We start from the raw sequence: 26,183 nt of genomic DNA, 5'->3' as shown, positions 1-26,183 counted from the left end.
ATGTCCGACATCCATCGGTCCGTTGATGTGGAGGCCGCTCAGCGCTCGCTCGCCGGGCGCCGGTTCGCCACCCGGGTGACCGCCCGGGACGCGGCGGTCCGCGACCACCTCGTCCACCGCACACCCGTGCTGCCCGGCGTCTTCCACCTCGACCTGGTGCTGAGGCTGGTCCGTCACCTGGGGGTCGATCCGGCGCTGGTGGAGCTCAGGCGGTGCGTCTTCGTCCGGCCCCTGATCGCCGTCGGAGACCTCCACCGGCAGCTGGAGGTCACGGTCGGCGAGACCGGTCCGCGCGGCGGGCTGCCGGTCACGGTGCGCAGCCGTCCGCTGCTGGGCGGCGAGGTCGCCGACGAGGAGTGGCAGGTCAACTTCCGGGCGGAGATCCACGTCGTGGGTCCCTGGGAGCCGCAGCCGGTGCCCCCGGGGCGGCTCGACGCCGCGGCCGGCCCCGACTCGCTGGACGCCGACGACCTGTACGCGCTCGCCCGGCAACTCGACATCGAACACGGCCCGTTCATGAAGGTGCAGGGCAGAGTCGGTGCGGGTGACGGCTTCTCGGTCGCCGATGTGCAGCTGGATCCCAGTGCGGTCGAAGCGCTCGGGCACTTCCACGTGCACCCCGTCTTCATGGACTTCTCGGTGCTCGTTCCGTTCCTGCAGTTCCCGGAGCCGGTGCGGCGTGGGATCGTCCAGCCGTTCATCCCGATCTACGTCGACTCGTTCCGGGCTCGCCGGGCCCTGGAGTCACGCACGCTGGTGCACTCCCCGCGGCTGCCGAACCTGCACGTCGACGACAGCACGCAGGCGGTCGTCGCGGACATCGACCTGTGCACTCCGGACGGTGAGGTGGCGGTCCGCCTGACCGGGTACCGCGCGAAGCGGGTGCGCACCACGCAGGACATCCGCAAGCACGCGGAGGAGGGCCGGCGCCTCGCGGAAGCGAAGGCGGCGCAGAGCACGTCGCAGGTCCCTGCCGCACCTCGGGCAACGGGACCGGCTTCCGCGTCGGCCGCCGCCCCGGCAGTCGGCGGCGATCTGACGGCCCTCGTGACCGGCCTGGTCGCCGAACAGACCGGCGAACCCGCCACCACCATCCACCCCGGCCAAGGCTTCTACGACGAACTCGGCCTCACCTCCGTCGACCTCCTCAACATCGCCGGACAACTCGAAACCGCACTGAACACCCAGCTCTACCCCACCCTCCTCTTCGAACACCCCACCATCAGCCAACTCGTCACCCACCTCGAAAGCGAAGGCATCCAGGCACCGGCGGCCGAAGCACGGCAGCCCGCACCCGCCGGCGACCTCACCACCCTCGTCACCGCCCTCGTCGCCGAACAGACCGGCGAACCCGCCACCACCATCCACCCCGGCCAAGGCTTCTACGACGAACTCGGCCTCACCTCCGTCGACCTCCTCAACATCGCCGGACAACTCGAAACCGCACTGAACACCCAGCTCTACCCCACCCTCCTCTTCGAACACCCCACCATCAGCCAACTCGTCACCCACCTCGAAAGCGAAGGCATCCAGGCACCGGCGGCCGACATCGCTCCGGCAGCCGGGACACCCACGCCCGCGCCGACTTCTCAGGCCGCCCCGGCGCCCGTCCCGGCGCCGGGCGCCGACGCTCCGATGGCGATCGTCGGTGTAGCCGGCCGTTACCCCGGTGCGAGGAATCTCGACGAGTTCTGGGAGGTGCTGCGCACCGGACGTGACTGCCTGAGCGAGGTTCCGGGCGACCGTTGGGACGCGGACGTCTGGTACGCGCCGGAGCCCGGCACCGCGGGCCGCTCGTATCTCGGGCGGGGCGGCTTCATCGACGATGTCGACCGGTTCGACTCGACGTTCTTCAACATCCCGCCGCGGCAGGCGAGGTTGATGGACCCGCACGAGCGGCAGTTCCTGGAGGTCGCCTTCTCGGCGCTGGAGGACGCCGGATACACACCGGAGTCGCTGTCGGCGGCCGTACGCGGCACGGTGGGTGTGTTCGCGGGGTCCATGTGGGCCGACTACCACCTGCACGGCCTGGAGAGTGTGAAGGAAGGCGGCGCGGACGTTGCGTTGAGCTGGCTCGGCGGCATACCCAACCGGGTGAGCCACGCCTTCGACTTCCGCGGCCCGAGCGTGCTGGTGGACACCGCCTGCTCGTCGTCCCTGACGGCGCTGCACCAGGCATGCGAGTCGATCCGCCGCGGGGAGTGCGGCGCGGCGCTGGTGGGCGGCGTGAGCCTGTCCCTGCATCCGTACAAGTACGTGCGCTCGGCGGCCAACGGGCTGCTGGCCAAGGACGGCACGAGCCGCCCGTTCGGCGAGGACGCGTCCGGGTACGTCCCGGCGGACGGCGTGGGTGCGCTGATCGTACGGCCGCTGGCGGACGCCGAGGCGGACGGTGACCGCATCCTGGCCGTCGTACGGGGCTCCGCCGTGAACCACACCGGCCGCACCCCCGGCTACACGATCACCAGCCCCGACGCGCAGAGCCGGGTGGTCGAGGAGGCCCTGGCGCGAGCCGGCGTCCCCGCCTCGACCGTGACGCTGCTGGAGGCGCACGGGGCGGCGACCGCGCTGGGCGACCAACTGGAGATCGACGCCCTGACGCGGACGTTCCGGAAGGAGACCGACGCACGCGGCTTCTGCGCGATCGGGTCGGTGAAGGCGAACATCGGCCACACGGAGGCAGCCGCGGGCCTCGCCTCGCTCACCAAGATCCTGCTGTGCCTGCGTCATCGCACCCGCGTACCGGCACCGCACGCCGAACGCCCCAACCCCGCCATCGATTTCACCGCGTCGCCCTTCCGGCTGACGCGCACCGAGGAGCCCTGGACACCGGTCACCGATCCGGCCACCGGGCGCCCGGCGCCGCTGCGTGCGGGGGTCAGTGCCTTCGGCTTCGGCGGCGCGAACGCCCATGTGGTCCTGGAGGAATACGTGCCCACGCAGTCCCCTGCCGCCGAGGCGCGGGCCACGTCGGCCCGTCAGGTCGTCGCGCTGTCGGCCCGTACCGGCGAGCAGCTGACGCGCCGGGCGTCCGACCTCGCAGGAGCCCTGCGCGAGCGGTCCGCGACGCGGCTCGCCGACGTCGCCCACACGCTCGCCGTGGGCCGACGCCATCTGGCCGAGCGGCTCGCGCTGGTCGTCTCGTCCACCGTTGAACTGGCGGACGCACTCGACGCGTTCGCGGCCGGCGGTACGCCGTCCGTGCCTCACTTCCGCGGCACGGTCCGACGGGCCACGGCCGGGGCATCCTCGCTCGCCCCGGGCACGGCGCCTGAGACCGTCGCCGGGAACTGGGCGCACGGAACGGTCGACGCCCTCGCCGAAGTGCCCGGTGGCCGCCGGATCGCCCTGCCCACCTATCCGTTCGCCGGGGAGCGCCATTGGATCGCGCCGGCCGGTGGCCCTCCGCAGGTCCGGCCCGACCCCGCGCAGACACCCGAGCCGGAGCCGGGCGGGCAGCGGGAGGTTCCCGCCGCAGGCACCGTCCCGCAGGACGACCTCCGGCAGGTGATGCTGTACGAGCCCGCCTGGGCACCGCGCCCGGCCCCGGCCCCCGGCGTCCCGCTCGACGGCGCGACAGTGCTGGTCCTGGACACCTCGGACGTGCGAGCAGCAGCCCTGCGGACCCGTGTCCGCACGGTGCTCGTCACTCCGGGCAGCGGCTTCGCCCGGATGTCCGACGACCACTTCACCGTCGCGCCGGACTCCCTGGAGGACCACAAGCAGCTCCGCCGGGCCCTGGAGCAGGAGGGCCGGGTGCCCGGCGCGATCCTGCACCTGTGGCACCTCGACGGAGCGGCCCCCGACGGTCCGCCGGAGCGGCCGACCGGACTGCTGTCGGTGTACGCGCTGTGCCAGGCGTGGGCCGTGGGCCGCCGTGTCGCCCTGCCCGTCGTGCACGCCTACCACTCCCCCGCCGAGTGCCCGCCGGACGCCTCCGTGGGCGGCCTGGCGCGTGGTCTGCGCCTGGAACAGCCGAAGCTTCCGCTGAGCACCGTCCGGTTCGCCGCGCCCCAGAACGATCCTGCGCGGGCGGCCGACCTTCTGCTGTCGGAGGCGTCGTCGCCCGGGGACCTGGAGGTCCGGCACACCGAGGCAGGCATCCGCGAGGTGCGCGGCTTCGCCCCCACACGTCCGCTGCCCTCCGGCACCCCGCTCGCCCGCCCGGGCGGCACCTACCTGATCAGCGGCGGCACCGGCGGCATCGCGCGGCATGTCGCCCGGCGCATGGCCCGTGCGGCCCAACCCGACATCGTGCTGTTCGGCCGCTCTCCCGAGGGCGAGGCGCAGCGGCGGTTCCTCGCGGAACTCGCCGCGCTGGGTACACGGGCCACGTACGTCCAGGCCGATGTGACCCGGCTGGACGACGTACGCCGACTGGTGGCGACCGCGGAAGAGCGGTTCGGCACCGTCACGGGCGTGATCCACACCGCGGGTGTGGTCGAGGACGGCCTGCTGATCAACAAGACGGCCGACTCCGTACGACGGGTGCTGGCGCCCAAGTTCGACGGGGCCCGCAACCTGGACCTGGCGACCGCGGACCGGCCGCTGGACTATCTGGTGCTGTTCTCCTCCACCTCCGCGGTCCTCGGTTCCATCGGCACGACCGACTACACCGCCGCCAACGCCTACATGGACGCCTTCACCGCATGGCGCGGCGAACTCGTCGCCCGCGGCGAGCGCCATGGACGCAGCGTCTCCGTCAACTGGCCGCTGTGGGACGAGGGCGGCATGCGCATCAACCCGGCTGTCGAGGCCCAGGTGCTGCGGAGCACCGGCCTGGTGCCGCTGAAGACGGCGCACGGCCTGACCGCGCTGGAGGCGGGTCTCGCCCATGACGGGCCGCAATTGGCGGTCTTCGAAGGCGACCGGCTGAAGGTCGAGCGCCTCCTCGCGGTCATCTGGCCGGAACGGGTGCGGACCTCCGCCAACCCTCGCGTGCGACCCTCCGCCGCACCTCGGCCGTCCGTGCCCGGGGCAGGTCCGGCGGACACGGAGATCACGGCAGAGCTGGAGGCCATGATCTGCGAGACCGTGACGGGCGTACTCCCGCAGGCCGCGTCCCTGTCCGAGGAGCTGGCCACCTGGACCTTCATGGAGCTGGGCCTGTCCTCGGTGGACGTGGTCGCCCTCGGGGCCCGGCTGGGGCGGCAGTTGGGCGTGGAGATCGTGCCCACGGTCTTCTTCCGCTGCACCCGGGTCCCCGAGCTGGCGGCCCATCTCACCGAGGAGCACCGTGACGCGGTGCGTGCCTGGTACGCGGCGTTCAAGGGGACGGCGTCCGAGCCGGCTCTGCCGACGGCCGCCGGCGGCACGAAGGAGGCGACGACGGCCGTCTCTGTGACCGAGCCGGCTCCCGCACCGGCCGTGACCGATCGCGACATCGCCGTGATCGGCCTGGCCGGCCGCTTTCCGGGAGCCTCGGACGTCCGGGAACTCTGGGACGCGCTGCTCGCCGGGCGCGACCTCGTGGGTGACGTCCCGGCCAGTCGCTGGGACCACGCCCGGTACCTGGACGCCGACGGCGCGGCCGGAACCACGGAATGCCCGGCAGGCGGGTTCCTCGACGACGTGAGCCGCTTCGAGGCCGCGTTCTTCGGGATCCCGCACGCCGAGGCGGAGGCGATGGACCCGCAGCTGCGGCTGCTGCTGGAGGTGCTGTACGAGGCCGCCGAGGACGCGGCCGTCCTGCCGGGGCTGCGCGGCAGCGACACCGGTGTCTTCGTCGGCGAGTGCTTCCGCGACTACGAGGGCGAGATGATCGCCCGGGGTCGCAGGCCGGGGCCGTACGACGCCACGGGCATCGCGACCACGATGGCGGCCAACCGGCCCTCCCACTGCTTCGACCTGTCCGGGCCGAGCCTGACGGTCGACACCGCCTGCTCCTCGTCGCTGCACGCGCTGCAGCTGGCTGTGGAGTCGCTGCGGCGCGGGGAGTGCTCCATGGCCTTCGCGGCGGGCGCCAACCTGATGCTGAGCCCGCGTCACTACCTGTCGCTGTCGGGCACGGGAGCGCTGTCACCGACCGGCCGCTGCCACGCCTTCGACGAGCGTGCCGACGGCTACGTGCCGGCCGAGGCGGTCGCCGCGGTCCTGCTCAAGCCGCTGAGGGCCGCGCTCGCCGACGGGGACCCCGTCCGGGCCGTCGTCAAGGGCGTCGCGGTCGGCCACGGCGGCCACGCGGGCACCGTCACCGCACCGAACCCGCAGCGGCAGACCGAACTCATCGAACGCGCCTGGCGCGACGCCGGCGTGCCGGTGCACACGATGGGCCTGCTGGAGGCCCACGGCACCGGGACGAAGCTCGGCGACCCGATCGAGATCGAGGGCCTGCGCGGCGCGCTGACCGGCCGTCCTGCCGACGCCCCGCCGGTAGTGGTCGGCACGGCCAAGGCGCATCTGGGCCACGCCGAGGGCGCCGCGGGCGTCGTCGGCGTCGTCAAGGCGGTGCTCTCCCTGGAGCAGCACCGGATCCCGGCGATGCCGGACTTCCGGAAGGCCAACCCGTATCTGCGCCTGGACGACGGCGCACTGAGCGTCCCCGCCCGGACCGTCGAGTGGCCCGCGCAGGCGGGCGTTGCGCGCCGGGCCGGCGTGAGCTCCTTCGGGTTCGGCGGTGCCAACGCACACGTGGTCCTGGAGGAGGCGCCGGACCGTACCCGTCCAGTGCGGGACGGCAACCGCAGTCTGGTCGTGCCGTTCTCCGCGGCGTCCGCCGAGGCACTCCCCGAGGTGCTTCGCCGCCACCGTGCCGCCCTCGACGCGCGGCCCGGCTTCGAGGCCGTGGCCGCGACGCTTCAGCACGGCCGTGATCCGCTGTCCGCCCGGGTCGCCGTGGTGGCCGCTACGGACCGGGAACTGCGCGCGGAACTCGACGTGTTGCTCGCGGGCCCCGTCGTGGCGGGGACGGTCCTGGCGGCGCCCGGATCCGACGTCGGGGCCGTCGCTGCCGCGCGGCGGTGGGCAGCCGGAGAGTCCGTGGACTGGACCCCGGAGTCCGGCCGCGCGGACGCGCCCCGGCTGAATCTTCCCGGCCGGCGCTTCCACGGCGAGCAGTTCTGGCTGCGCGAGCCCGAGCAGACCGCCTCGTCCGTCCCTGCCCTGGCCATCTCGCCGGCACCGGCACTGGCTACCTCACCTGTGCCTGCTCCGGCCCTCGCACCCGAGGCCGCCGGCCCGGTCGCCCAAGCCCTCGCTGCCGCCGAGGAGTTCATGGACTCGTGCGGCTACGACGCCATCGGTGTGCGGCGCGGCTTGGCGCGGCTCGGCGTCGTGGGCGCCCGGCTCGCCGCGCTCTCCGTGCGCGAGCATCTGGGAGTCACCGGAGAGCTGTCGGGCGCCGACGTGCTCGGCGGCCTGCCGGCCGTGGAGCCGTACGGACGCTATGTGGCCAGGCTGGCCGACGTGGTGACCGCCGCTCCTCGCCCGCTGCCCGACATCACCGCGGAACGGGACCTCATCGAACGGGAGTTCAGGGACCTGGCGCACGACCACCCGGAAGTGGGACGCCATGTGGATCTGGCCCGGGCTGTGATCCCGCACATACCCCACGTCGTCACGGGCGGCACCTCCGCGCTCGATCTGTACTTCGGCGGCGAGATCACGGACCTGCTCAGCAGCATCTACCACGGCAACGCCATCGCGGACCACTACAACTCGGTGGTCGCGCACCTCGCCGACGGCTTTGTCCGCGCGCGCACCGAACGGGACTCCGGCCGACCGGTCAGGGTCCTGGAGGTCGGCGCGGGCACCGGTGGCACCACGGGCCCGGTGCTGGAGCGACTGGCGCGTTACGGGGCCCGGGTCGAGTACACCTTCACGGACATCTCCGCCTCGTACTTCCGCCAGGCGCGCCGCAAGTTCGCCGACGCGGGGGTGCCCATGGTGTTCACGCCGTTCGACCTGGAACACGATCCGTCCGCGCAGGGCATCGGGGAAGGCGCGTACGACCTGCTCGTGGCGTCCAACGTGGTGCACGCGACGCAGGACGTCACCCGTTCGGCGACCCATCTGCGCCGGCTGCTGGCCGACGGGGGCCTGCTGCTCCTGAACGAGATCACGTCGAACATCGACTACCAGTTCCTGCTGTTCGGGATGATCCCCAGCTGGTGGACGTGCCAGGACACCGAGCGCATGCCGGGAGCGCCACTGCTGGCGCAGGGGCGGTGGCAGGACGTCCTGCGTCGGTCGGGATTCGCGGAGAGCTGGGTGCAGACCCACGACAACGGTGTTCCGGACGAGGACGACCAGTGCGTGATCGTGGCACGTGCCGAGGTCGGTGCGCCGTCCGCGTCCCTGGTCGCGACCGCGTCGGCCGCGTCCTCCACCGCGCACGGGACATCGGCGGCCCCCGCCGCGGTCGATGAGCCGACCACCCCCGAGGCCGGTGTACGTGCGCACCTGCGGGAGGTGGTCGCCTCCTTCCTCTCCGTCGCGGCGGACACCGTGGACGAGGACACGTCCTTCACTGAACTCGGCGTCGACTCGCTCGGCACGATCCAGTTGGTGCGCGAGTTGGAGGAGGATTTCGGCAAGCTGCCGAAAGTCCTGCTCTACGAGGCCGGCACGGTCGCCGCGCTGGCCCGGGAGCTCTTGACGCGCGCACCGCAATCCTGCGCACGCTTCGCCCGCGAGGCCGCCCCCACCGCCGTACCGCGGTCCGACACGGCCGCGGAGCCCGCGGCAGTGGTGCGGCCGGAGGCGGGCGCCACCCCGCACCGGGACCCCGTCGCCATCGTCGGCATGGCGGTCCGCATGCCGGGTGCGCGCACGACTGACGAGCTGTGGCGGAACCTGCTGGCGGGCACCGACCACATGGCCGAGATACCGGCGGACCGCTGGGACTGGCGCCCGCTGTTCGGCGAGCCGCACCGTGAGGCGGGCAAGACCAACAGCAAGTGGGGCGCGTTCGTCGACGGCGTCACCGAGTTCGATGCCGAGTTCTTCGGGATCTCGGGGCGCGAGGCCGAGGTGATGGACCCCCAGCAGCGGCTGATGCTCCAGACGGCCTGGCACGCGGTGGAGGACGCGGGGCACGCTCCCTCGTCGCTGCGTGGCAGCGACACCGGCGTGTTCGTCGGCGCCACCTCGCACGACTACACCGCGCACCTGGCCCGGGTCGGACGCTACCGGGAGCCGTACTGCGTCAACGGCAACGCCAAGACGGTGCTGGCGAACCGCATCTCCTTCGAGCTCGGACTGCACGGCCCCAGCGAGGCCGTGGACACGGCCTGCTCCAGTGCGCTCACCGCACTGCACCGCGCGGTGCGGGCCATCGAGGACGGCGAGTGCTCCACCGCCCTGGTCGGCGGGGTGCACCTGCTGCTGGCTCCGGACATGTATGTCGCGCTGGGCCAGATGGGCGCGCTGTCCGCGGACGGCAAGTGCCATGCCTTCGACCGGTCCGCGAACGGCTTCAGCCGGGGCGAGGGCGTGATCGCCCTGTGGCTCAAGCCCCTGTCGCGGGCGCTGGCCGACGGTGACACCGTCCACGCCCTGGTGCGCGGCAGCGGTGTCAACCACGGCGGCCGGGCCCAGTCGCTGCCGGTACCGAACCCGACCGCGCAGGCCGCGCTCATCTCGCGCGTTCTGCGCGACTCGGACACCGACCCGCGCACCATCGGGTACGTCGAGGCGCACGGCACCGGCACCGAGGTGGGCGACCCGATCGAACTGCGTGGGCTGCGCAGGGCGTTCGCGGAGCGCGCGGGGCTGGGCGAGGACGAGCGGGTGGACGCCTGGTGCGCGGTCGGCTCCATCAAGTCCAACATGGGCCACCTGGAGGCCGCGGCCGGTCTCGCCGGCGTCGTCAAGGCCGTACTCGCCCTGCGCCGGGGCGTGATCCCGCCGAGCATCCACTTCCAGGAGGCCAACCCGCTCCTGGACCTGGAAGGCAGCCCGTTCCGCATCGCCGACCGCCGTCAGGACTGGGCCCCGTCCGTGGACTCACGCGGCAGGGCCCTGCCCCGCAGGGCCGCCGTCAGCTCCATGGGGTTCGGCGGGTCCAACGCCCACGTGATCCTGGAGGAGTACCCGGAGCACGCCCCGCATCCCGCCGCAGCGACTGCGGCGGGGCGGGCCGAGATGTTCGTGCTGTCGGCTCGCGACGGGGACCGGCTCAGGGAGGCGGCGCACGCCCTGGCGGACCGCCTGGACGGCGACCGTACGGTCTCTGCCGCCGAGGTGGCCCACACCCTGCGCAGCGGCCGTGACGCGATGGAGTGCCGACTGGCCGTGGTCGCCGAGAGCCTGCCGGAGCTGGTCGCGGCACTGCGCGCCCACGTCTCGGGGCGCGCCGACGACCGCCTGTTCACCGGCCGGGCCGGGAACTCCGGGACGGCCGCCGTGCCCACCGACGACCCGCGGGCGCTGGGTCGCCAGTGGGTCGAGGGCAGGGCAGGAAACGTGGCGCTCGCCGCCCTGACCGCGCCCGGCGTACGACGCGTGGGGCTCCCCGGCTATCCGTTCGCCCCCACCCGCTTCTGGGCCGAGGCCGAGGACGGCTCCGGCGCGGAGCCGGCGCCCGCCACGGGCGAGGGCGACGCTTCCCAGGAGCTGGTCGCCCTGCTCGACGCCCTCAGCAGGGGCGAACTGACCGTTGACGACGTGGACCTGAGCCTGGTCCGGAACGACGGGATGGAACGATGACACCGAACACCGAAACGGTCCGCCGCCTGGTACTCGAGCGAGTCCGCGGCGGACAGCTCGACCCGGCGGTGGCCGCCCGGCTCCTCGCCCGTGCCGGGGCCTCAGCCGACCCCGCGGCCGGGGCGGAGCTCGTCGCCTACACCCCCGTCTGGGAACCGGCGCCCGCGCGCCCCGCCGGACACCGCGCCGTCACCGCCGGGGACGTCCTGCTCGTCGTGGACGGCGACCGCGCGACCGTCCCGGCCGGAGTCCAGGTCCTCCGGCTCGGTGAGGACATCGATGGAGAGACGGCGTCATGGACGGCGTATCTGCGCGAGACCGGTCCGCAGGGCAGGCAGCCGCGCGGCCTGGTCTTCGACCTGTCGGCCGGCACCGCCGCCCCTGAACGGGCGGTTCAGCTGGTGCTTCCGGCGCTGCGCGCGCTGATCACCGACCGCGCGGCGGGACCGCTGCCCGTCGTGTTCCTCACCACCGGTCGGGCACGTCCGGAGGTGGGTGCCGCACTGGGCGCGCTGGCTCAGGTGGCGAGGGCCGAGGACCGCCGGCTGCGGGCGGTCTCCGTGCGGGTCGACGACGTGCCGGCGTGGGCCGGGGACGCCTTCCAGGTGGCCCTGGCCGAGCTGTCCGCGGCCCGGCCGGGACTGGCCGAGGTGCGCTACGGCGTGGACGGCCGGGAGATACGGGTGCTGCGGCCTTCCCATGCCGGCAAGGACCGGCCGTCCGCGTTCCGCGACGGCGGCCGCTATCTGATCACCGGCGGGGCCAAGGGCATCGGGTTGCGCCTGGCGGCGCTGCTCGCCCGTGACCACCACGCCCGACTGGTGCTGACCGGCCGCTCCGAGCCCAGCGAGGCGCAACTGGCCGAGTTCCGCCGCCTGGAGGAGGCCGGAGCGCGGGTCGTCCACGTCCGGGGCGACATCACCCGTCACCCGGACGCCGAGGCCGCGGTCGATGCCGCCCGGCGCGAGTTCGGCGGCCTGGACGGCGTACTGCACGCCGCGGGCCTGAACGAGGACGCCTACCTGGTCAACAAGGACACCGACTCGGCCCGTCGGGTGCTGTCCGTGAAGCTGGACGGCGCGGCGCACCTGGACCGGGTCACGTCCGGTCTGCCGCTCGACTTCTTCGTCCTGTTCTCCTCGACGTCCGCCTACTTCGGCGCCGCGGGGCAGGCCGACTACGCCGCCGCCAACCGGGCGCTGGGCGAACTGGCCGCCACCCGGGCCCGGCGTGTCACCGCCGGTTCGCGCCACGGCGCGTCGGTTGCGGTCGCCTGGCCGCTGTGGGCCGAGGGCGGCATGGAGATCTCCGCCGGCAACCGGCGGGTGCTGGAGAAGATGCAGGGCATGCTGGCCATGCCGACGGAGGTGGGCCTGCGCGTCCTGTCCGACGCCGTCACCACGGGGAAACCCGAGACGTTGGTGGTGTACGGGCGGGCGGAACGCATCGACGCCTGGATCACGAAGGTGTGTGCCGAAGAGGCCTTGGCGGAGGAAGCGGCCGAGGACTCGGCCGTGCCCGCCGTGAGCGGCGACGGCCTGGTAACCGCTGCGGAGTCGTACCTGCTGGATCTCGTCACCGAAACGGCGAAGCTTCCCTCCGGACGGCTCCGCGCCGACCAGGAGTTCTCCACCTTCGGCGTCGACTCGATTCTCATCAAGAAGCTCACCGCCACTTTGGAGGACCGCTTCGGCGACCTGCCGGTCACCCTGCTCTTCGAGTACCGGACCGTGGGTGAGCTGGCACGCTTCCTCGCCGAGGAACGCGCGGACGGGTTGCGCGAGGTCCTCGGCCTGCGTGCCGCCCGCACCGCCGAGGCGAGCAGGCTGCCGCTCTTGGCACCGGCCACCCCCGCGAGCACCGACCGTCCCCAGGAGAGCTCGCCGGCCGAACTCGCCGGAGGACTGCCCTACGACCAGGCGGTCGCGATCGTGGGGGTCGCCGGCCGTTACCCGGGCGGTGCGGACCTCGCACAGTTCTGGCAGTCGCTGACCGCCGGCGCCGACCTGATCGGCGAGGTGCCCGAGGACCGCTGGGACAACGACCGCTACCTGGCCGCTCGGCGGGGCACACCCGGTGCGATCACCGGCAAGTGGGGCGGGTTTCTCGACGACGTGGCCCGCTTCGACCCGCTGTTCTTCGCCATCTCCCCCGGCGAGGCCGCCAGGCTCGACCCGAACGAGCGGATCTTTCTTGAGGTCGCGTGGTCCGCGCTGGAGCACGCCGGGTACTCGCGGCGCAGACTGCACCGGACCACCCGCGTCGGCGACATGCACTCCGTGGGTGTCTTCGTCGGCGTGACGGGCTCCCAGTACGGGCTCGTCGGAGCCGAACAGTGGGGCCGCGGCAACAAGGTGTTCGCGCACTCCATGGACTACTCGATCGCCAACCGGCTCAGCTACGTCCTGGACGTGCACGGCCCCAGCATGGCCCTCGACACGGCCTGCTCGGGCTCGCTGACCGCGCTGCATCTGGCCTGCCGCAGCCTGCTGTCGGGCGAGACGAAGCTGGCGATCGCCGGCGGGGTCAACGTCAACATCCACCCGATCAAGTACGCGACGCTCACGGACATGCGGCTGCTCGCCTCCGACGGCCGCTGCCGCGCGTTCGGCGCGGGCGGTGACGGCTTCGTGCCGGGCGAGGGCGCCGGCGCACTGATCCTCAAGCGGCTGTCCGACGCCCTCGCCGACGGCGACCGCGTCCACGCGGTGGTGCGCGGCACCGCCGTCAACCACGGGGGACGCAGCAACGGCTACACCGTGCCGACCCCGCGCGCCCAGGGCGCGGTCGTCGCCGACGCGCTGCGCGCCGCCCGCGTGGACGCGCGCACCGTCACCTATGTCGAGGCGCACGGCACCGGAACGGCTCTGGGCGATCCGGTCGAGGTCGAGGGACTGAAGCGAGCCTTCGCCGAGTACACCGACGACACCGGCTTCTGCGCCCTCGGTTCCGTGAAGTCGAACCTGGGGCACCTGGAGGCGGCGGCCGGGGTGTGCGGCATCACCAAGGTCGTGCTGCAGTTCGCACACCGCACCCTGGTCCCGACGCTGCACAGCGAACCGGTCAACCCCAAGATGAACCTCGCGACCACGCCCTTCTATCCGCAGCGGACCACCGGACCCTGGCACGCCACGGACGGTACGCCCCGCCGTGCTGCGGTGAGTTCCTTCGGGGCCGGAGGCGCCAACGGCCATGTGGTGCTGGAGGAATGGACCGCTCCGCAGGGGTCCCCGGACGATGGTCGCCCCTACGTCGTAGGGCTGTCCGCGCGCACTCCCGAGCAACTGCGGCAAGCCACCCAGCGGCTCGTGGAGGATCTCGCGCGCGATGACGAACGCTCACTGCGGGACATCGCTTTCACCCTCCTGACCGGCCGGGACGAGTGGGACCACCGACTGGCGGTCGTCGCCACCTCGGTGGACGAGCTGCGCGCCTGCCTGCGCGCCCACTTGGAAGGCAGGGTGTCGGCGAAGGTGCGCACCGGGCGTGCCGACCAAGCCCCGGCGCCCCTGCGGGAGTTGCAGGCGGACGGCCGTCGGGAAGCGCTCGCCGACGCCTGGGTGGCGGGGGCGCGGATCGACTGGCAGGACGCGTTCCGCGACGGGCCGCGCCCGGCGCCCGTGCCGCTCCCGGCATATCCCTTCGGCGGCAAGCGCTACTGGGCGGACCTCGTCGACGAGCCGGCCGACGACACCGCGCGCACCGAACTGCCCGTCCTTCGCCGCACCGACGCGGTGATCGCAGACCACACGGTGCTGGGCAGGGCCGTGGTCGCCGGGGTCCTCCAGCTGGGGCTGGCGCGGGAAGCTGCCGGCCTTGCCGACACCGCGGTGGTGTTCGAGGACGTCCGCTGGCGCGTTCCGCTGGAGGTCGAGGGTGACGAACTCGCCGTGGACGTCCGCTTCGACCGCGACGGCAGGTCGTACGAGGTGCGCAGCGCCACGACGGTGCACTCCAGCGGCGTGCTGACCGCGGGCGGCGGTGCGGCACTCGGCCACGTCGATGTGGTGACGGTGCGCGCCCGCTGCCCGCACCGCACCGACGCCGCCGAGGTGTACGGGAAGTCGCAGGCCGCCGGGCTGCGCTACGGACCGTTGTTCCGGGGGCTCGTCGCGCTGCACCGCGGTGACGGCGAGGCGCTGGCGGAGCTGTCCGGGCCGGATGCGGACGTACCGGCCTGGGCTGCCGAGGCGGCGATCACGGACAGCGCGTTGCACGCTGTGCAGGGGGTGCTGCCCCAGGGCGACAACCGTGCCGCGCTGCCGGCGTCGCTGACCAGGCTCACCGTCAGCGGATCTGCGCTGCGGGCGCGTTACGCCCACGTGGAGCTCGCGGCGCTCGATGCCGAGCGCGGCACCGCGCGGGTCGACGTCGCCCTGGCCGCCGCCGACGGCACCGTACTGGCCCGGTTCGAAGGGCTGCGCATCGCACGCCCCGCCGGAGGGTCCGGGACGGCTCCGCAGCAGGAGACCGGGGCGGACGAGGCTGTTCCGCTGTACCGCTCGGTGTGGCGGCCGACACCCGCGGGCCAACCGTTCGAGACGGACGACGACCGCCCGGTCCTCGTCCTGGGCACGGCTCACGACCACGGCCTCGGCAGCGCCGTGGCCGAGTACCACCGTAGGGCCGGCCGCCAGGTCGGGCACGTTCTGCTGGAAGACGTCACGCCGTCGGCCGAGGCCTTCGGCCGGGTCCTGGCGGAGGCCGGCGATCCAAGCACCGTCTGGTTCCTGGGCGGCGTGGAGGGGCGGCTCTACTCGGCCGATGACCTCGAACAGCTCAGCACGGCGCTCGACCGGGGCCCGGTGGCGTTGTTCCACCTGCTCAAGGCCCTGGACGCACGGCGTGCCCGGGCCGGGACGCGCCTGCATGTGGTGACGTCCGGCGTGCAGCAGACCGACGAGGCCGTTGCGGCCCGTAATCCGTTCGCCGGCGGGCTGCCCGGGCTCGTCGCTTCCGCATCGCGCGAGCTGGGGTTCCTCGCCCTCAGTTGCGTCGACGTGGCCCGCGACGACCTGGTGCGCTGCGCACGGCTGGGCGACTGGACCTCTGTGGTGGCCCAGTTGGCGGCGGAGCCCGCCGCCCGTCCCGCGCACCCGGTCGCGCTGCACGGCGCAGTGCGGTACACCCAGTCCCTCGAACGCATCGACCTGCCGGGCGGAGAGGAGACGCCGCCGCTGCGGGACGGCGGCCGCTACCTGATCACCGGCGGCGCCGGCGGTCTGGGCACGGTCGTCGCCGAGCACCTCGCCCGTGCCTACGGAGCCCGCGTCCTGCTGACGGGCCGGCGGCCGCAGGAGGAACTTCCCGAGCGCGTCCAGGCGTTGCTGAGCGCCCTGCCGGACCAGGTGGCGTATGCGTCCGCCGATGTCACCGACGAGGTGGCGCTGCGGTCCGCCGTGGCGCGGATGCGCGCCGCGTGGGGCGGCGTGGACGGAGTCGTGCACTCGGCGTTCGTCCTCAACGACCGCACGCTCTCCCGCATGGACGAGGAGACCCTGCGCTCGTCGTTCGGGCCGAAGGCGTACGGCACGGTCGTGCTTCAGCGCGTCCTGGCCGACGAGCCGCTCGACTTCTTCGCCGTGTTCTCCTCCGCCATCTCGCACAACGGCAACGCGGGGCAGGCCAACTACTCGGCCGCGTCCACGTTCCAGGACACGTACGGGCGCTTCCTGGCCGCCCGGCTGCGCAGGCCCGTACGGATCTTCAACTGGGGTCTGTGGGGCGAGAGCGGATCGGTGGCCACCGACGACTACCGGGACCGGGTGACCGCCCGGCTCGGTGTCGAGCCCATCAGCGACACGGCCGGCCTTGACGCCTTCCGACGGGTGCTCGCCGGGCCCGCCGTGCAGGTGGCTCCGGTCCGCGTCGCGGGATCCGACGGCGGCCCGGCGCCGCGCCCTGTGTCCGGCTCCCGGGAGGTGTCCGAGGCGGTGCGCCTGGCCGAGGCGGCGGGGCACGCCCGGACCGCCGACGACGCGCGGCTGACCGGCGCGGAGTTCTTCGCCGCCCTGGAGCCGTACGCGCGAGTGCTGCTGCGCGACGCGTTCCTCGGCCACGGTGCCTGGCCGGAGCCCGGCACGACCGTGACGCGGGGCGACCTGTCCCGCCGCCTCGGGGTACTGCCCGCCCAGGAGCGGCTGCTGAACGCCGCCATGTACGCCCTTGTCCGGGGCGGGCATCTCTCGCGGAACGCGGACGGAACGCTGACCGTGCCTGCCACGGAGCCGGAGGTACCGGACCCGCAGGCCGCCAGGGCCCTGCACGACCGCCTGGTGTCCGCGTATCCCCACGCCGCCGCGCTGGCCGAGTTGCTCCGCGAGTGCACGGAGGTGCTGCCGGAGGTGCTGTGCGGCCGCCGCAACGGGCTGTCGGTGCTCTTCCCCGGCGGCAGCGACCACAAAGTGGCTCCGCTGTACCACGACGACCCGCGCTCGGAGCACTTCAACGCCGTGTGCGCGGCGGCCGTGGCCGCGTACGTAGGACAGCGCTCCGGTGCAGGTGCCGAGCGGCTGCGGCTGCTGGAGATCGGCGCGGGCACCGGCGGCACCAGCCGCCCCGTCCTCGACGCGCTCCAGCCCTTCGGGGACCGCTTCGACTACGCGTTCACGGACCTGTCCCCCGGTCTGGTCCGCAAGGCCCGCGAACGGTTCTGCGAACCGTATCCGCAGGCCCGCTTCTCGGTCCTCGACATCGCGAGCGATCCGGCGTCCCAGGGCTTCGAGGAGGGCACGTACGACGTGGTCCTCGCGGCGAACGTCCTGCACGCCACCCCGGACGTGCGGCACAATGTGCGCGCCGCGGCACGGCTGCTCCGGCCCGGCGGGCTGCTGGTGATCAACGAGGGCACCCGCGTACTGGATGCCGTGACCATGATCTTCGGGCTGACCGACGGCTGGTGGGCGTACGACGACGGGGAGCTGCGCCAGCCCCACTCGCCGCTGCTGACGCCCGGCGCCTGGCGCTCCGTGCTGCTGGACGCCGGGCTGCGCGGAGTGCGGGTCGTCGGGACGGCCGGGCCGGACGACGCGACGGCGGGGCAGCATGTCCTGCTGGCCGAACGGGACGTGTGGCCGGTTCCCGAGCCCCGGGCTCCTGAACCGGACGAACGGTCGGTTCCCGCGGAAGCGGTGGCCGCGTCGCCCGCGCCCCAGGCGCGAGTTGCGGACCTGGCGCAGGCGGCGACCACGTACCTCACGCGCGTCTTCGCCGGCGTACTGAAGGTGGACCAGGCCGAGTTGGACCCTGCGGCACCGCTGTCCTCGTACGGCACCGACTCCCTGGTCGGCATGGAGGCGGCCGACCGGATCGAGGCGGACCTGGGGACCGCACCGCGGCACGTCCCCTTCGAGTCCATGTCGCTCAGCGGTGTGGTCGAGGCGCTGTTGGAGACCGCGGCCGAGCCGTTCGCCCGTTTCGCGGCAGTACCGTCGGCAGAGCCCGGGTACGACGCCGGCACTGAGCCGGCCGGACAAGGGCAACCCGCCTCCGACCTGGCCAAGGTGGCCACCGCCTATCTGAAGCGGATCTTCGCCGAGGTCCTCGGGCTCGACGAGTCCGAGCTGGATCCGGCCGCGCTCCTGTCCTCGTACGGCACCGACTCTCTCGTCAGCATGGAGGTGGTCGACCGGATCGAGGCCGATCTCGGACCCGTCCCGCGCACCATCCCCTACGAGTCCACATCGCTCGATGGCGTCGTCGAGTCCCTGCTGAACGATCCGGCGCAGCCGCTCGTCCGACTGGTCGACACCAGTACGCCGACAGTCCCCGCACGGCGCCGAGCGCGGACCACCCCCGAACGGCCTCGTCGGGAAACCGCCGGGTCGGTGACGGCACCGCCCGCCCCTTCGATGCCGGCGAGCGGCGAAGAACCCCTCGCGATCGTCGGGATCTCCGGCCGCTTCCCCGGCGCCGACACGCTCGACGCCCTCTGGGAGCACCTGTCCGCGGGCCGGCGCGCCGTCACCGAGGTGCCCGGCGAACGCTGGGACCCGGAGGGCGCGGACCGTACCGGCTGCTGGGGCGCCTTCCTCGACGCCGTGGAGGCGTTCGACCCACTGGTGTTCCGGATGTCGCCACGCGACGCCGAGCGCACCGACCCGCAGGAGAGGCTGTTCCTGGAGGCGGTGTGGACGGCTCTGGAGGACGCCGGGACGACGCGGGTCGGGCTGGAGCGTTCCGCTCGCGCCGCGACCGGCACCGGGGTCGGCATGTTCGTGGGCCTGATGCACAGCCCCTACCAGGTGCTGGCGGCCGAGCTGCGCGGCGCCGGTTCCGACGCGCACGCCCACTCCTCGCACTGGTCGGTGGCCAACCGCGCCTCACATGTCTTCGGGTTCACCGGTCCGAGCCTCGCCGTGGACACGGCGTGCTCGTCCGCGCTGACGGCACTGCACCTGGCGTGCGAGGCCGTACGGCGTGGGGACTGCGGCGCGGCGGTCGCGGGCGGTGTCAATCTGATCCTCGACCCGTCCCACCACTCCGCACTGGCCGGCATGAAGATGCTCTCCGCGGACGGCCGCAGCCGCTCCTTCGACCAGGACGCCGACGGCATGGTCCCGGGTGAGGGCGTGGGCGCGGTCGTCGTCAAACCGCTGTCGGCGGCGTTGCGCGACGCGGACCGGATCCACGGGCTGGTGCTCGGCTCCGCGGTCAACGCCAACGGCGCGACCGAGAGCATGGTCACGCCGAGCGCCGAGGCCCAGGAGGAGCTGCTCCGGCGGGCGCTCGCGCGTGCCGGTCTGGGCCCCGAGGCGGTGCACTACGTGGAGGCGCAGGCGACCGGCTCGCCGCTGGCCGACCCCGTGGAGGCGGCGGCGCTGGCGCGGGTGTTCGGCGGGCACGGCACAGCGGTCGGCTCGGTCAAGCCGTCGCTCGGCCACCTGGAAGCGGCCTCGGGCATGGCCCAGCTGGCCAAGGTGCTGCTGCAGATGCGGCACGGCGAGCTGGCCGCCACGCTGGACTGCGCGCGGCCGGTCGCGGAGTTCGACGGCCGGACGCTGCGCCTGGTGCGCGAGAGTGAGCCATGGCCAGGCCGGGTCAAGCCCGCCGAACGCGTCGCCGCCATCAGTTCCTTCGGGGCGGGAGGGGCCAACGCCCACGTGGTGCTGGCGGGTCCTGCGGCCACCGCGCTCACCCCGGGTCCGCGCAGCGGCCCGCGGCTGGTCCTTCTGTCAGCGCGCCGGGAGGAACAACTGCGCACCCACGCCCGGCGGTTGCGCGACCACCTGGCAGCGCTCGGCGACGCTGCACCTCCGCTCGCGGACGTGGCCCGGACGCTCGCGGCGGGCCGGGAGCACCTCGGTCGGCGACTGGCCGTCGTCGCCCGGGACGTCCCGGATCTCGTACACCTGCTGGACCGCCACCTGGCGGGTGAGCGGACAGAGCGGAACGGCACGGGCCATGCCCCCGCCGATGCGCATGCGACGTACGCGGTGCTCACCGGGGCGGACGAAACCGCACTCACGGCAGCCGGGGAGGCCTGGGCGAGCGGCGCCCGGCTGACCGGTGCCGAGACGGCGCTCGGACTCAAGGACGGGCGGATCGTCTCGCTGCCTGGCTATCCCTTCGCTCGCACCGTGCACCGGCTGCCCGCGGAGACGACGTCCACGATCGCCACGCGGCCCCCCGAAGCGGAACCCGCACCGGCGCCGACCACGCTTCCCACCGTCACCGCAGCTCCGCCACAGCGGCCCTGGCAACCCTCAGACCTGGAGGAGAACGACGTGTCAGAGACCATCGGCCACCCCGCACCACAGGCCGTCGAGCACATACGCGCGACCGTGGTGAACGCGGTGGCGGCGGTGCTGGGGGTGCAGCCCGACGACATCGGACTGGACGAGCACCTCAGCGACTTCGGCTTCGACTCGGTCACGGTCGTCGACCTGGCCGACCGGGTCAACGCCGAGCTGGACACCACGCTCAACCCGGCCGACCTGTACGGATTCCGCAACGTGGGCGCGCTGGTCGACTCGCTGGCCCGGCAGACCGCCGACGCGTCGGCACCGGCGCCGCCTCTCCCGCCCGTACCGGAGACGACCGCGGCTGCGTCCGCCGTACGCGAGGACCTCCCCGCGCGAGGAGCGAGCCCGGTCGAGCCGGCGCCCGTAGCCCACCCGTCCTACGAGCAGTCGGCCACCGACCGCAACGAGCCCGTCGCCATCGTCGGCATGGCCGGCTCCTTCCCGGGCTCGCCCGACCTGCCGACGTACTGGGCCAACCTGCTGGCGGGACGCGACCTGGTCGGCGAGATCCCCGCCGAGCGCTTCGACTGGCGCGAGATCTACGGCGACCCGCGCACCGAGCCGGACAAGGTGCCTTCGCGCTGGGGCGGGTTCCTGGCCGACGCGGACCTGTTCGACCCGGCCTTCTTCCGCATCTCGCCGCGCGAGGCGAAGCTGATGGATCCGCAGCACCGGCTGTTCCTGCAGACGGTGTGGCGGACCGTCGAGGACGCCGGCCACGACCCCGCCGCCCTCGCGGGCAGTGACACCGGCGTGTTCGTCGGCTGCGGCTCCACGGAGTACGCGACGTTGCTGCTTCAGTCCGGCGTCGAGATCGACGGCCAGCTGGCCACCGGCAACGCGCACAGTGTTCTCGCCAACCGTGTCTCGTTCCTGCTGGACCTGCGCGGTCCGAGCGAGCCGGTGGACACCGCCTGCTCCTCCGGCCTGGTCGCGGTGCACCGTGCGGTGCGGGCCATCCAGGACGGCGAGTGCTCCGCGGCGATCGCCGGCGGGGTCAACCTCACCCTGACCCCCACCGGCCATCTGGCCTTCGGCAAGTCCGGGATGCTGGCCGCGGACGGCCGCTGCAAGAGCTTCGACCACCGCGCCGACGGCTATGTGCGCGGCGAGGGTGTCGGCGCGGTCCTGCTCAAGCCGTTGTCGGCCGCCCTGCGGGACGGCGACACGGTGTACGCGCTGGTGCGCGGCACGGCCGTCAACCACGGCGGCCGCGCGGCTTCGCTGACCGCACCCAACTCCGGGTCGCAGGCCGACGTCATCACCGCGGCCCACCGGCGGGGCGGCACCGACGCCTCGCTCGTCGGGTACGTCGAGGCACACGGCACCGGAACGGCCCTGGGTGACCCGGTGGAGCTGAACGGCCTCACGCAGGCCTTCCGCGAACTCGGAGTGACCGAGGACAAGGGGCAGTTCATCGGGCTCGGGAGCGTCAAGACCAACGTCGGGCACCTGGAGACCGCCGCCGGAATCGCCGGGCTGATCAAGACGGTGCTGGCGATCCGCCACCGCATGCTCCCGCCGACGCTCCACGTGCAGCGCCCCAACCCGCTGCTGGACCTGGCGGGCAGCCCGTTCCACCTGGTCGACTCGGCGCGTCCGTGGGACCGGCCGCGCACCGCGTCCGGTGCCGAGGCGCCACGCCTGGCCGGCGTCAGCTCGTTCGGCTTCGGTGGCGTCAACGCCCATGTGGTGGTCGAGGAGTTCATGGCCCCGCGTCCGGCCGGGGTCCACCGCGGCGCACCCCAGCTCTTCGCCCTCAGTGCCCGGACCGACGAGCAGCTCAAGGAGTACGCGACGCTGCTCGCCGACCACCTCGACCGGGCCGCGGTTCGGGGCGGCGACACCGTCGACACCCTGGCACTGGCCCGTACCCTGCAAAGTGGCCGGCCCGCGCTGGAGCGCCGCCTGGCCGTCGTGGCCGGATCGGCCGCCGAACTGGCGGATGCATGCCGGGCGTTCGCGGCCGGCGCGGAGAGCGGCATCGCGCTCCACACGACTCCGGTCACGTCCGACCGGACCGCCGCGGGCCTGCTCGACGAGGACGACCGTGCACGGGTGCTGGAGCTGGCGCGCGCCGGTGAGCTGGGCAAGGCGGCGGCGCTGTGGGTACGGGGTACGGACCTCGACTGGGCGACGCTGCACGGCGGAGCACCGTGGCGTCGGGTGGTGGGTCTGCCCACGTATCCGTTCGCCCGGGAGCGGTACTGGCTGCCTCCGGTTCCCACCCTCAAGCCGGCCGCTCCCGCCCTGGCCGCGTCTTCCGCTCCAGCACCCGCGACACAGTCCGCGCCGGCTCCGGCCGCACCGACGCCGATCGCCCCGGTCTCCCGCACGACCCCGGCGCTCGCCGCCCCCGTGATCGCCGCGCAGCCGGCCGTCGCTCCCCGGGTCAACGGCGCCGCCCCGTCGGTGAACGGAAACACGCCGACGACCGGCACCGCGCCCCGCTCCACGGCACCGGCCGTCCCCGCCCAGGCCACGCCGGCCACCACGCCCGACTCCACCGCGCCCGACTCCACCGCGGCCGACTCCACCGCGCCCGCCCCAGCCGGTCGCACCGCCGCAGCCGGCGGCGACCTGGCCGCACAGGTCCGGGTGCTGCTGGCCGAGGGCATCGGCCTGGCCCCGGAGTCCGTGGACCCCGACCGGGACCTGGCGGCGTACGGCGTCGACTCGATCTCCGCGCTGCGGATCATGCAGCGGCTGCAGGCGGCCTTCGGCGACCACATCCCGATGGCGGCGATCTTCGAGTGCACGACGCTCAACAGCCTGGTTCAGCACCTGATCGACGAGTACGGCGTCTCGCCCCAGGGCACGGCGGCCGCGGACACCGGACAGGCCGTACCGGGCGCGCCGGGCGCGGTGGGCGCCGAACCGGCCACGGCCCCGGAGGCCGCCGCACCCCGGGCAGCCGTCGTCCCTTTCGGCGATGACGGCCCGGGCACCCCGCTGCACGGCCTGCCCGGAGCCACCGGTGAGCTGACCTGGCTGCTGCACCTGGGCTCCTGGTTCGGCGCCGAAGGCCCGGTCCGGGGCGTGGAGTTCACCTCTCCGGCGCCGCGAGGGACGAACAACGGGCACGGTCTGACCGAGCTCGCCGAGGCGTGCGCCGGGGCCGTCCTCGCGGACCGTCCGCAGGGTCCGTACCGGCTGGCCGGGCACTCGGTCGCCGCGCGCCTCGCCGTGGAGACCGCCCGGATCCTGACCGACGCCGGTCACGAGGTGACCCAGCTGGTCCTGCTGGACGCGCCCGAGCCCGACGCCACTCACGCGGAGGACGAGGGCGCCGATGTCCGGGCCGTGGCGGAGCAGTTCGCCGCCGTATGGACAGGCAGGCCGCTGACCACGACCGGCACCGGACCCGACCGCGAGTCGGCCCTGCGCTCGGCCGCGGAGTCCCTCTCGGCGCTGCCCGGCATTCCGCTGCGCGGCACGGACCTCGCCGAGCGCCTGGCCTTCGCGGCCGACTGGCGCGGCGCGCTGCGCCGGGCGGCCGGCGACACGGCCGTACGCCCGCTCGCCCTGGCCGGCCGCACCGCCGTCCTGGCCACACCGGACGCGAAGTCCTGGGACCGCGCGCTGGTGCCGCCGCCCGCCCTGCTGGAGCCGGTGACGGCACCGGCCGGCACCGTGTCCCGGGAGGGCGCGGCCCAGCTCGGTTCACGCCAGGCGGAGCCGGCGCCCGGGACCGTGGCGCCGCTGGAGATCACCGACCGCGAGATCCGCACCGCACCGGCGGATGACCGTCGCTTCCTGGTACCGATCAACCGCAGCGGCGGCAAGGCGCCGTCGTTCTGGGTGCACCACCTCTTCGGCGACGTCAGCTACTGCATCTACCTGTCGCGCCACCTCGGCATGGACCACCCGCTGTACGGCCTGGAGCAGCTCGACCCGGACCTGCGCTTCACCGAGTTCGAGTCCATCGAGGCGATGGCGGCCCGCTATGTGGCAGAGATCCGCGAGGAGCACCCCGAGGGCCCGTACGTGCTGGGCGGTGCCTCGTTCGGCGGCATCCTGGCCTTCGAGATGGCGCGCCAGCTCGTCGAGGCGGGCCAGGAGGTGTCCCATCTCTACCTGGTCGACGCTCTGCTGCCGGGCACCGGCGCCTGGACCGGCGTCGACAGCACAGTGATCACTGAGGAGAACCAGGACGCGGTGACCCTGATGCTGATCGGCAACTCCGCCTCGCAGCTGTGGAAGGCCGACCCGACCCTGACCATCGACGAGCTGATCGGCATGTCCGCCGACGAGGCCATCGACCACGTCACCCGGCACGTCGTCGAGGGATCCCCGGCCCGACTGTCGGCGGACGAGGTGCACCGACTGATCCGCACGCGCTTCGCACTCCTCGACCTCAACGGCAAGCTGCTGCTCGACTATGCGGCCCGGCCCTTCGCCCGCCCGGTGCAGACGACGGTCTTCCACGCCACGAAGGGCTTCTCCGCCGCGGAGAACCCGTACGGCATGCCGGCCATCGGCCGGGACGACTCCGACACCACCAACGGGCTCGGCTCGCTCGCCGGGGACGACGTGACCGTCCACGACCTGGACGCGGACCACTTCACGATCGTCCTCGAGGACAACCTGCGCGCCATCGCCGAGGTCGTGACCCGCACCCTGCCCGCTCTCACCCCGAACGGACCGCGCTCATGACCGACTTCAGCGTCTACTTCTTCTCCTCGAACGACCGAGGCGGCTTCGGGGACCGGTACCGGTTCATCCTCGACGTCGCCCGTTACATCGACGACAAGGGCTTCAAGGCGATCTGGACCCCCGAGCGCCACTTCCAGGAGTTCGGCGGCAGCTTCCCCAACCCCTCGGTGCTCAGCGCGGCCCTCGCCGTCACGACGAAGAACCTGCACCTGCGGGCCGGCAGCATCGTCCTGCCGCACCACCACCCGGTTCGGGTCGTCGAGGAGTGGGCCCTGGTGGACCAGCTCTCCGGGGGACGCGTCGGCGTCTGCCTGGCCACCGGCTGGCACAAGGGGGACTTCGTCTTCCACCCCGACCTGTACGACACCCGGCGGGAGTACACCTTCGGGCACATCGAGACGCTGCGCGCCCTGTGGCGCGGGGACCAGCTCGCATTCCCCGGCCCGGACGGGCAGTCCCTGAACGTGCGCACGTATCCGCGCCCGCACCAGCCGGACCTGCCCCTGTGGCTGGTGCACACCTCCAACCCCCAGACATGGCTCCAGGCCGGCGGCGCGGGCCTCAACGTGCTGACTCTGCTGGACAGTTGGGAGCGTCTGGAGGAGAACATCTCGGCGTACCGCAAGGCCCGGTCGGAGGCCGGGCTCGACCCGGCAGCCGGAGTCGTCACCGTGGGCCTGCACACGTTCGTCGGCGACGACGAGGCGGAGGTGAAGCGGATCGTGCACGACCCGGTCCGCAGCTACCTCTCGTCCTTCGTCACGCAGAAGCGCAACGACGCCGCCGTGGACGGCGGGTCGTCGGCGATGAGCGACGCCGAGCAGAAGGCGCTCGTCGACATCGCGGCGGAGGACTTCTACCAGCGCCGCTCGCTGCTCGGCACGCCCGACAAGTGCGCGAAGGTGGTGCAGCGGCTCAGCGACATCGGCGTCGGTGAGATCGCCTGCCTGGTCGACTTCGGCGTCCCGTTCGACACGGTCCTGGGCATGCTGCCCCAACTCGACGGGCTAAGGGCCCGGTTCGCCTCTCCGACACCTGCCATCGCTCCGGCTCCGGGCGAGGACGCCGCCCTCGCTTGGTACTACGCCCGCATGTGACAGCCGCAGTGCGGCGCCGGCGGCAGAAACCACCCCTCTG

At 73.4% G+C, this 26,183-nt stretch carries 3 protein-coding genes; all 3 read left to right on the top strand.

The features are described 5' to 3' along the window. The 3 genes from AC3ETA_RS23790 to AC3ETA_RS23780 are packed head-to-tail and all read left to right on the top strand — an operon-like array spanning position 1 to position 26,143. Positions 1 to 10,647, top strand: coding sequence for an SDR family NAD(P)-dependent oxidoreductase (locus AC3ETA_RS23790; protein ID WP_432194922.1), 10,647 nt, complete (start codon positions 1 to 3; stop codon positions 10,645 to 10,647). Next, positions 10,644 to 25,046 (top strand): SDR family NAD(P)-dependent oxidoreductase, encoded by a 14,403-nt coding sequence (locus AC3ETA_RS23785; protein WP_432194921.1) that lies wholly within the window; start codon positions 10,644 to 10,646, stop codon positions 25,044 to 25,046. The genes AC3ETA_RS23790 and AC3ETA_RS23785 overlap by 4 nt, the downstream gene beginning before the upstream one ends. Beyond that, positions 25,043 to 26,143 carry a MupA/Atu3671 family FMN-dependent luciferase-like monooxygenase gene (locus AC3ETA_RS23780; RefSeq protein WP_432194920.1) on the top strand — a complete coding sequence of 367 codons (1,101 nt, stop codon included), beginning with the start codon at positions 25,043 to 25,045 and terminating at the stop codon, positions 26,141 to 26,143. The genes AC3ETA_RS23785 and AC3ETA_RS23780 overlap by 4 nt, the downstream gene beginning before the upstream one ends. Positions 26,144 to 26,183 lie beyond the last annotated feature (40 nt).

It is taken from the genome of Streptomyces sp. bgisy027 (genome assembly GCF_057710365.1).
This window is presented reverse-complemented; position numbering and strand designations above follow the sequence as displayed.

What these genes read in the sequence shown, in the direction of transcription:
- AC3ETA_RS23785 (WP_432194921.1), top strand. Translation starts at nt 10,644, where the DNA reads ATGACACCGAACACCGAAACGGTCCGCCGCCTGGTACTCGAGCGAGTC.
- AC3ETA_RS23780 (WP_432194920.1), top strand. Translation starts at nt 25,043, where the DNA reads ATGACCGACTTCAGCGTCTACTTCTTCTCCTCGAACGACCGAGGCGGC.
- AC3ETA_RS23790 (WP_432194922.1), top strand. Translation starts at nt 1, where the DNA reads ATGTCCGACATCCATCGGTCCGTTGATGTGGAGGCCGCTCAGCGCTCG.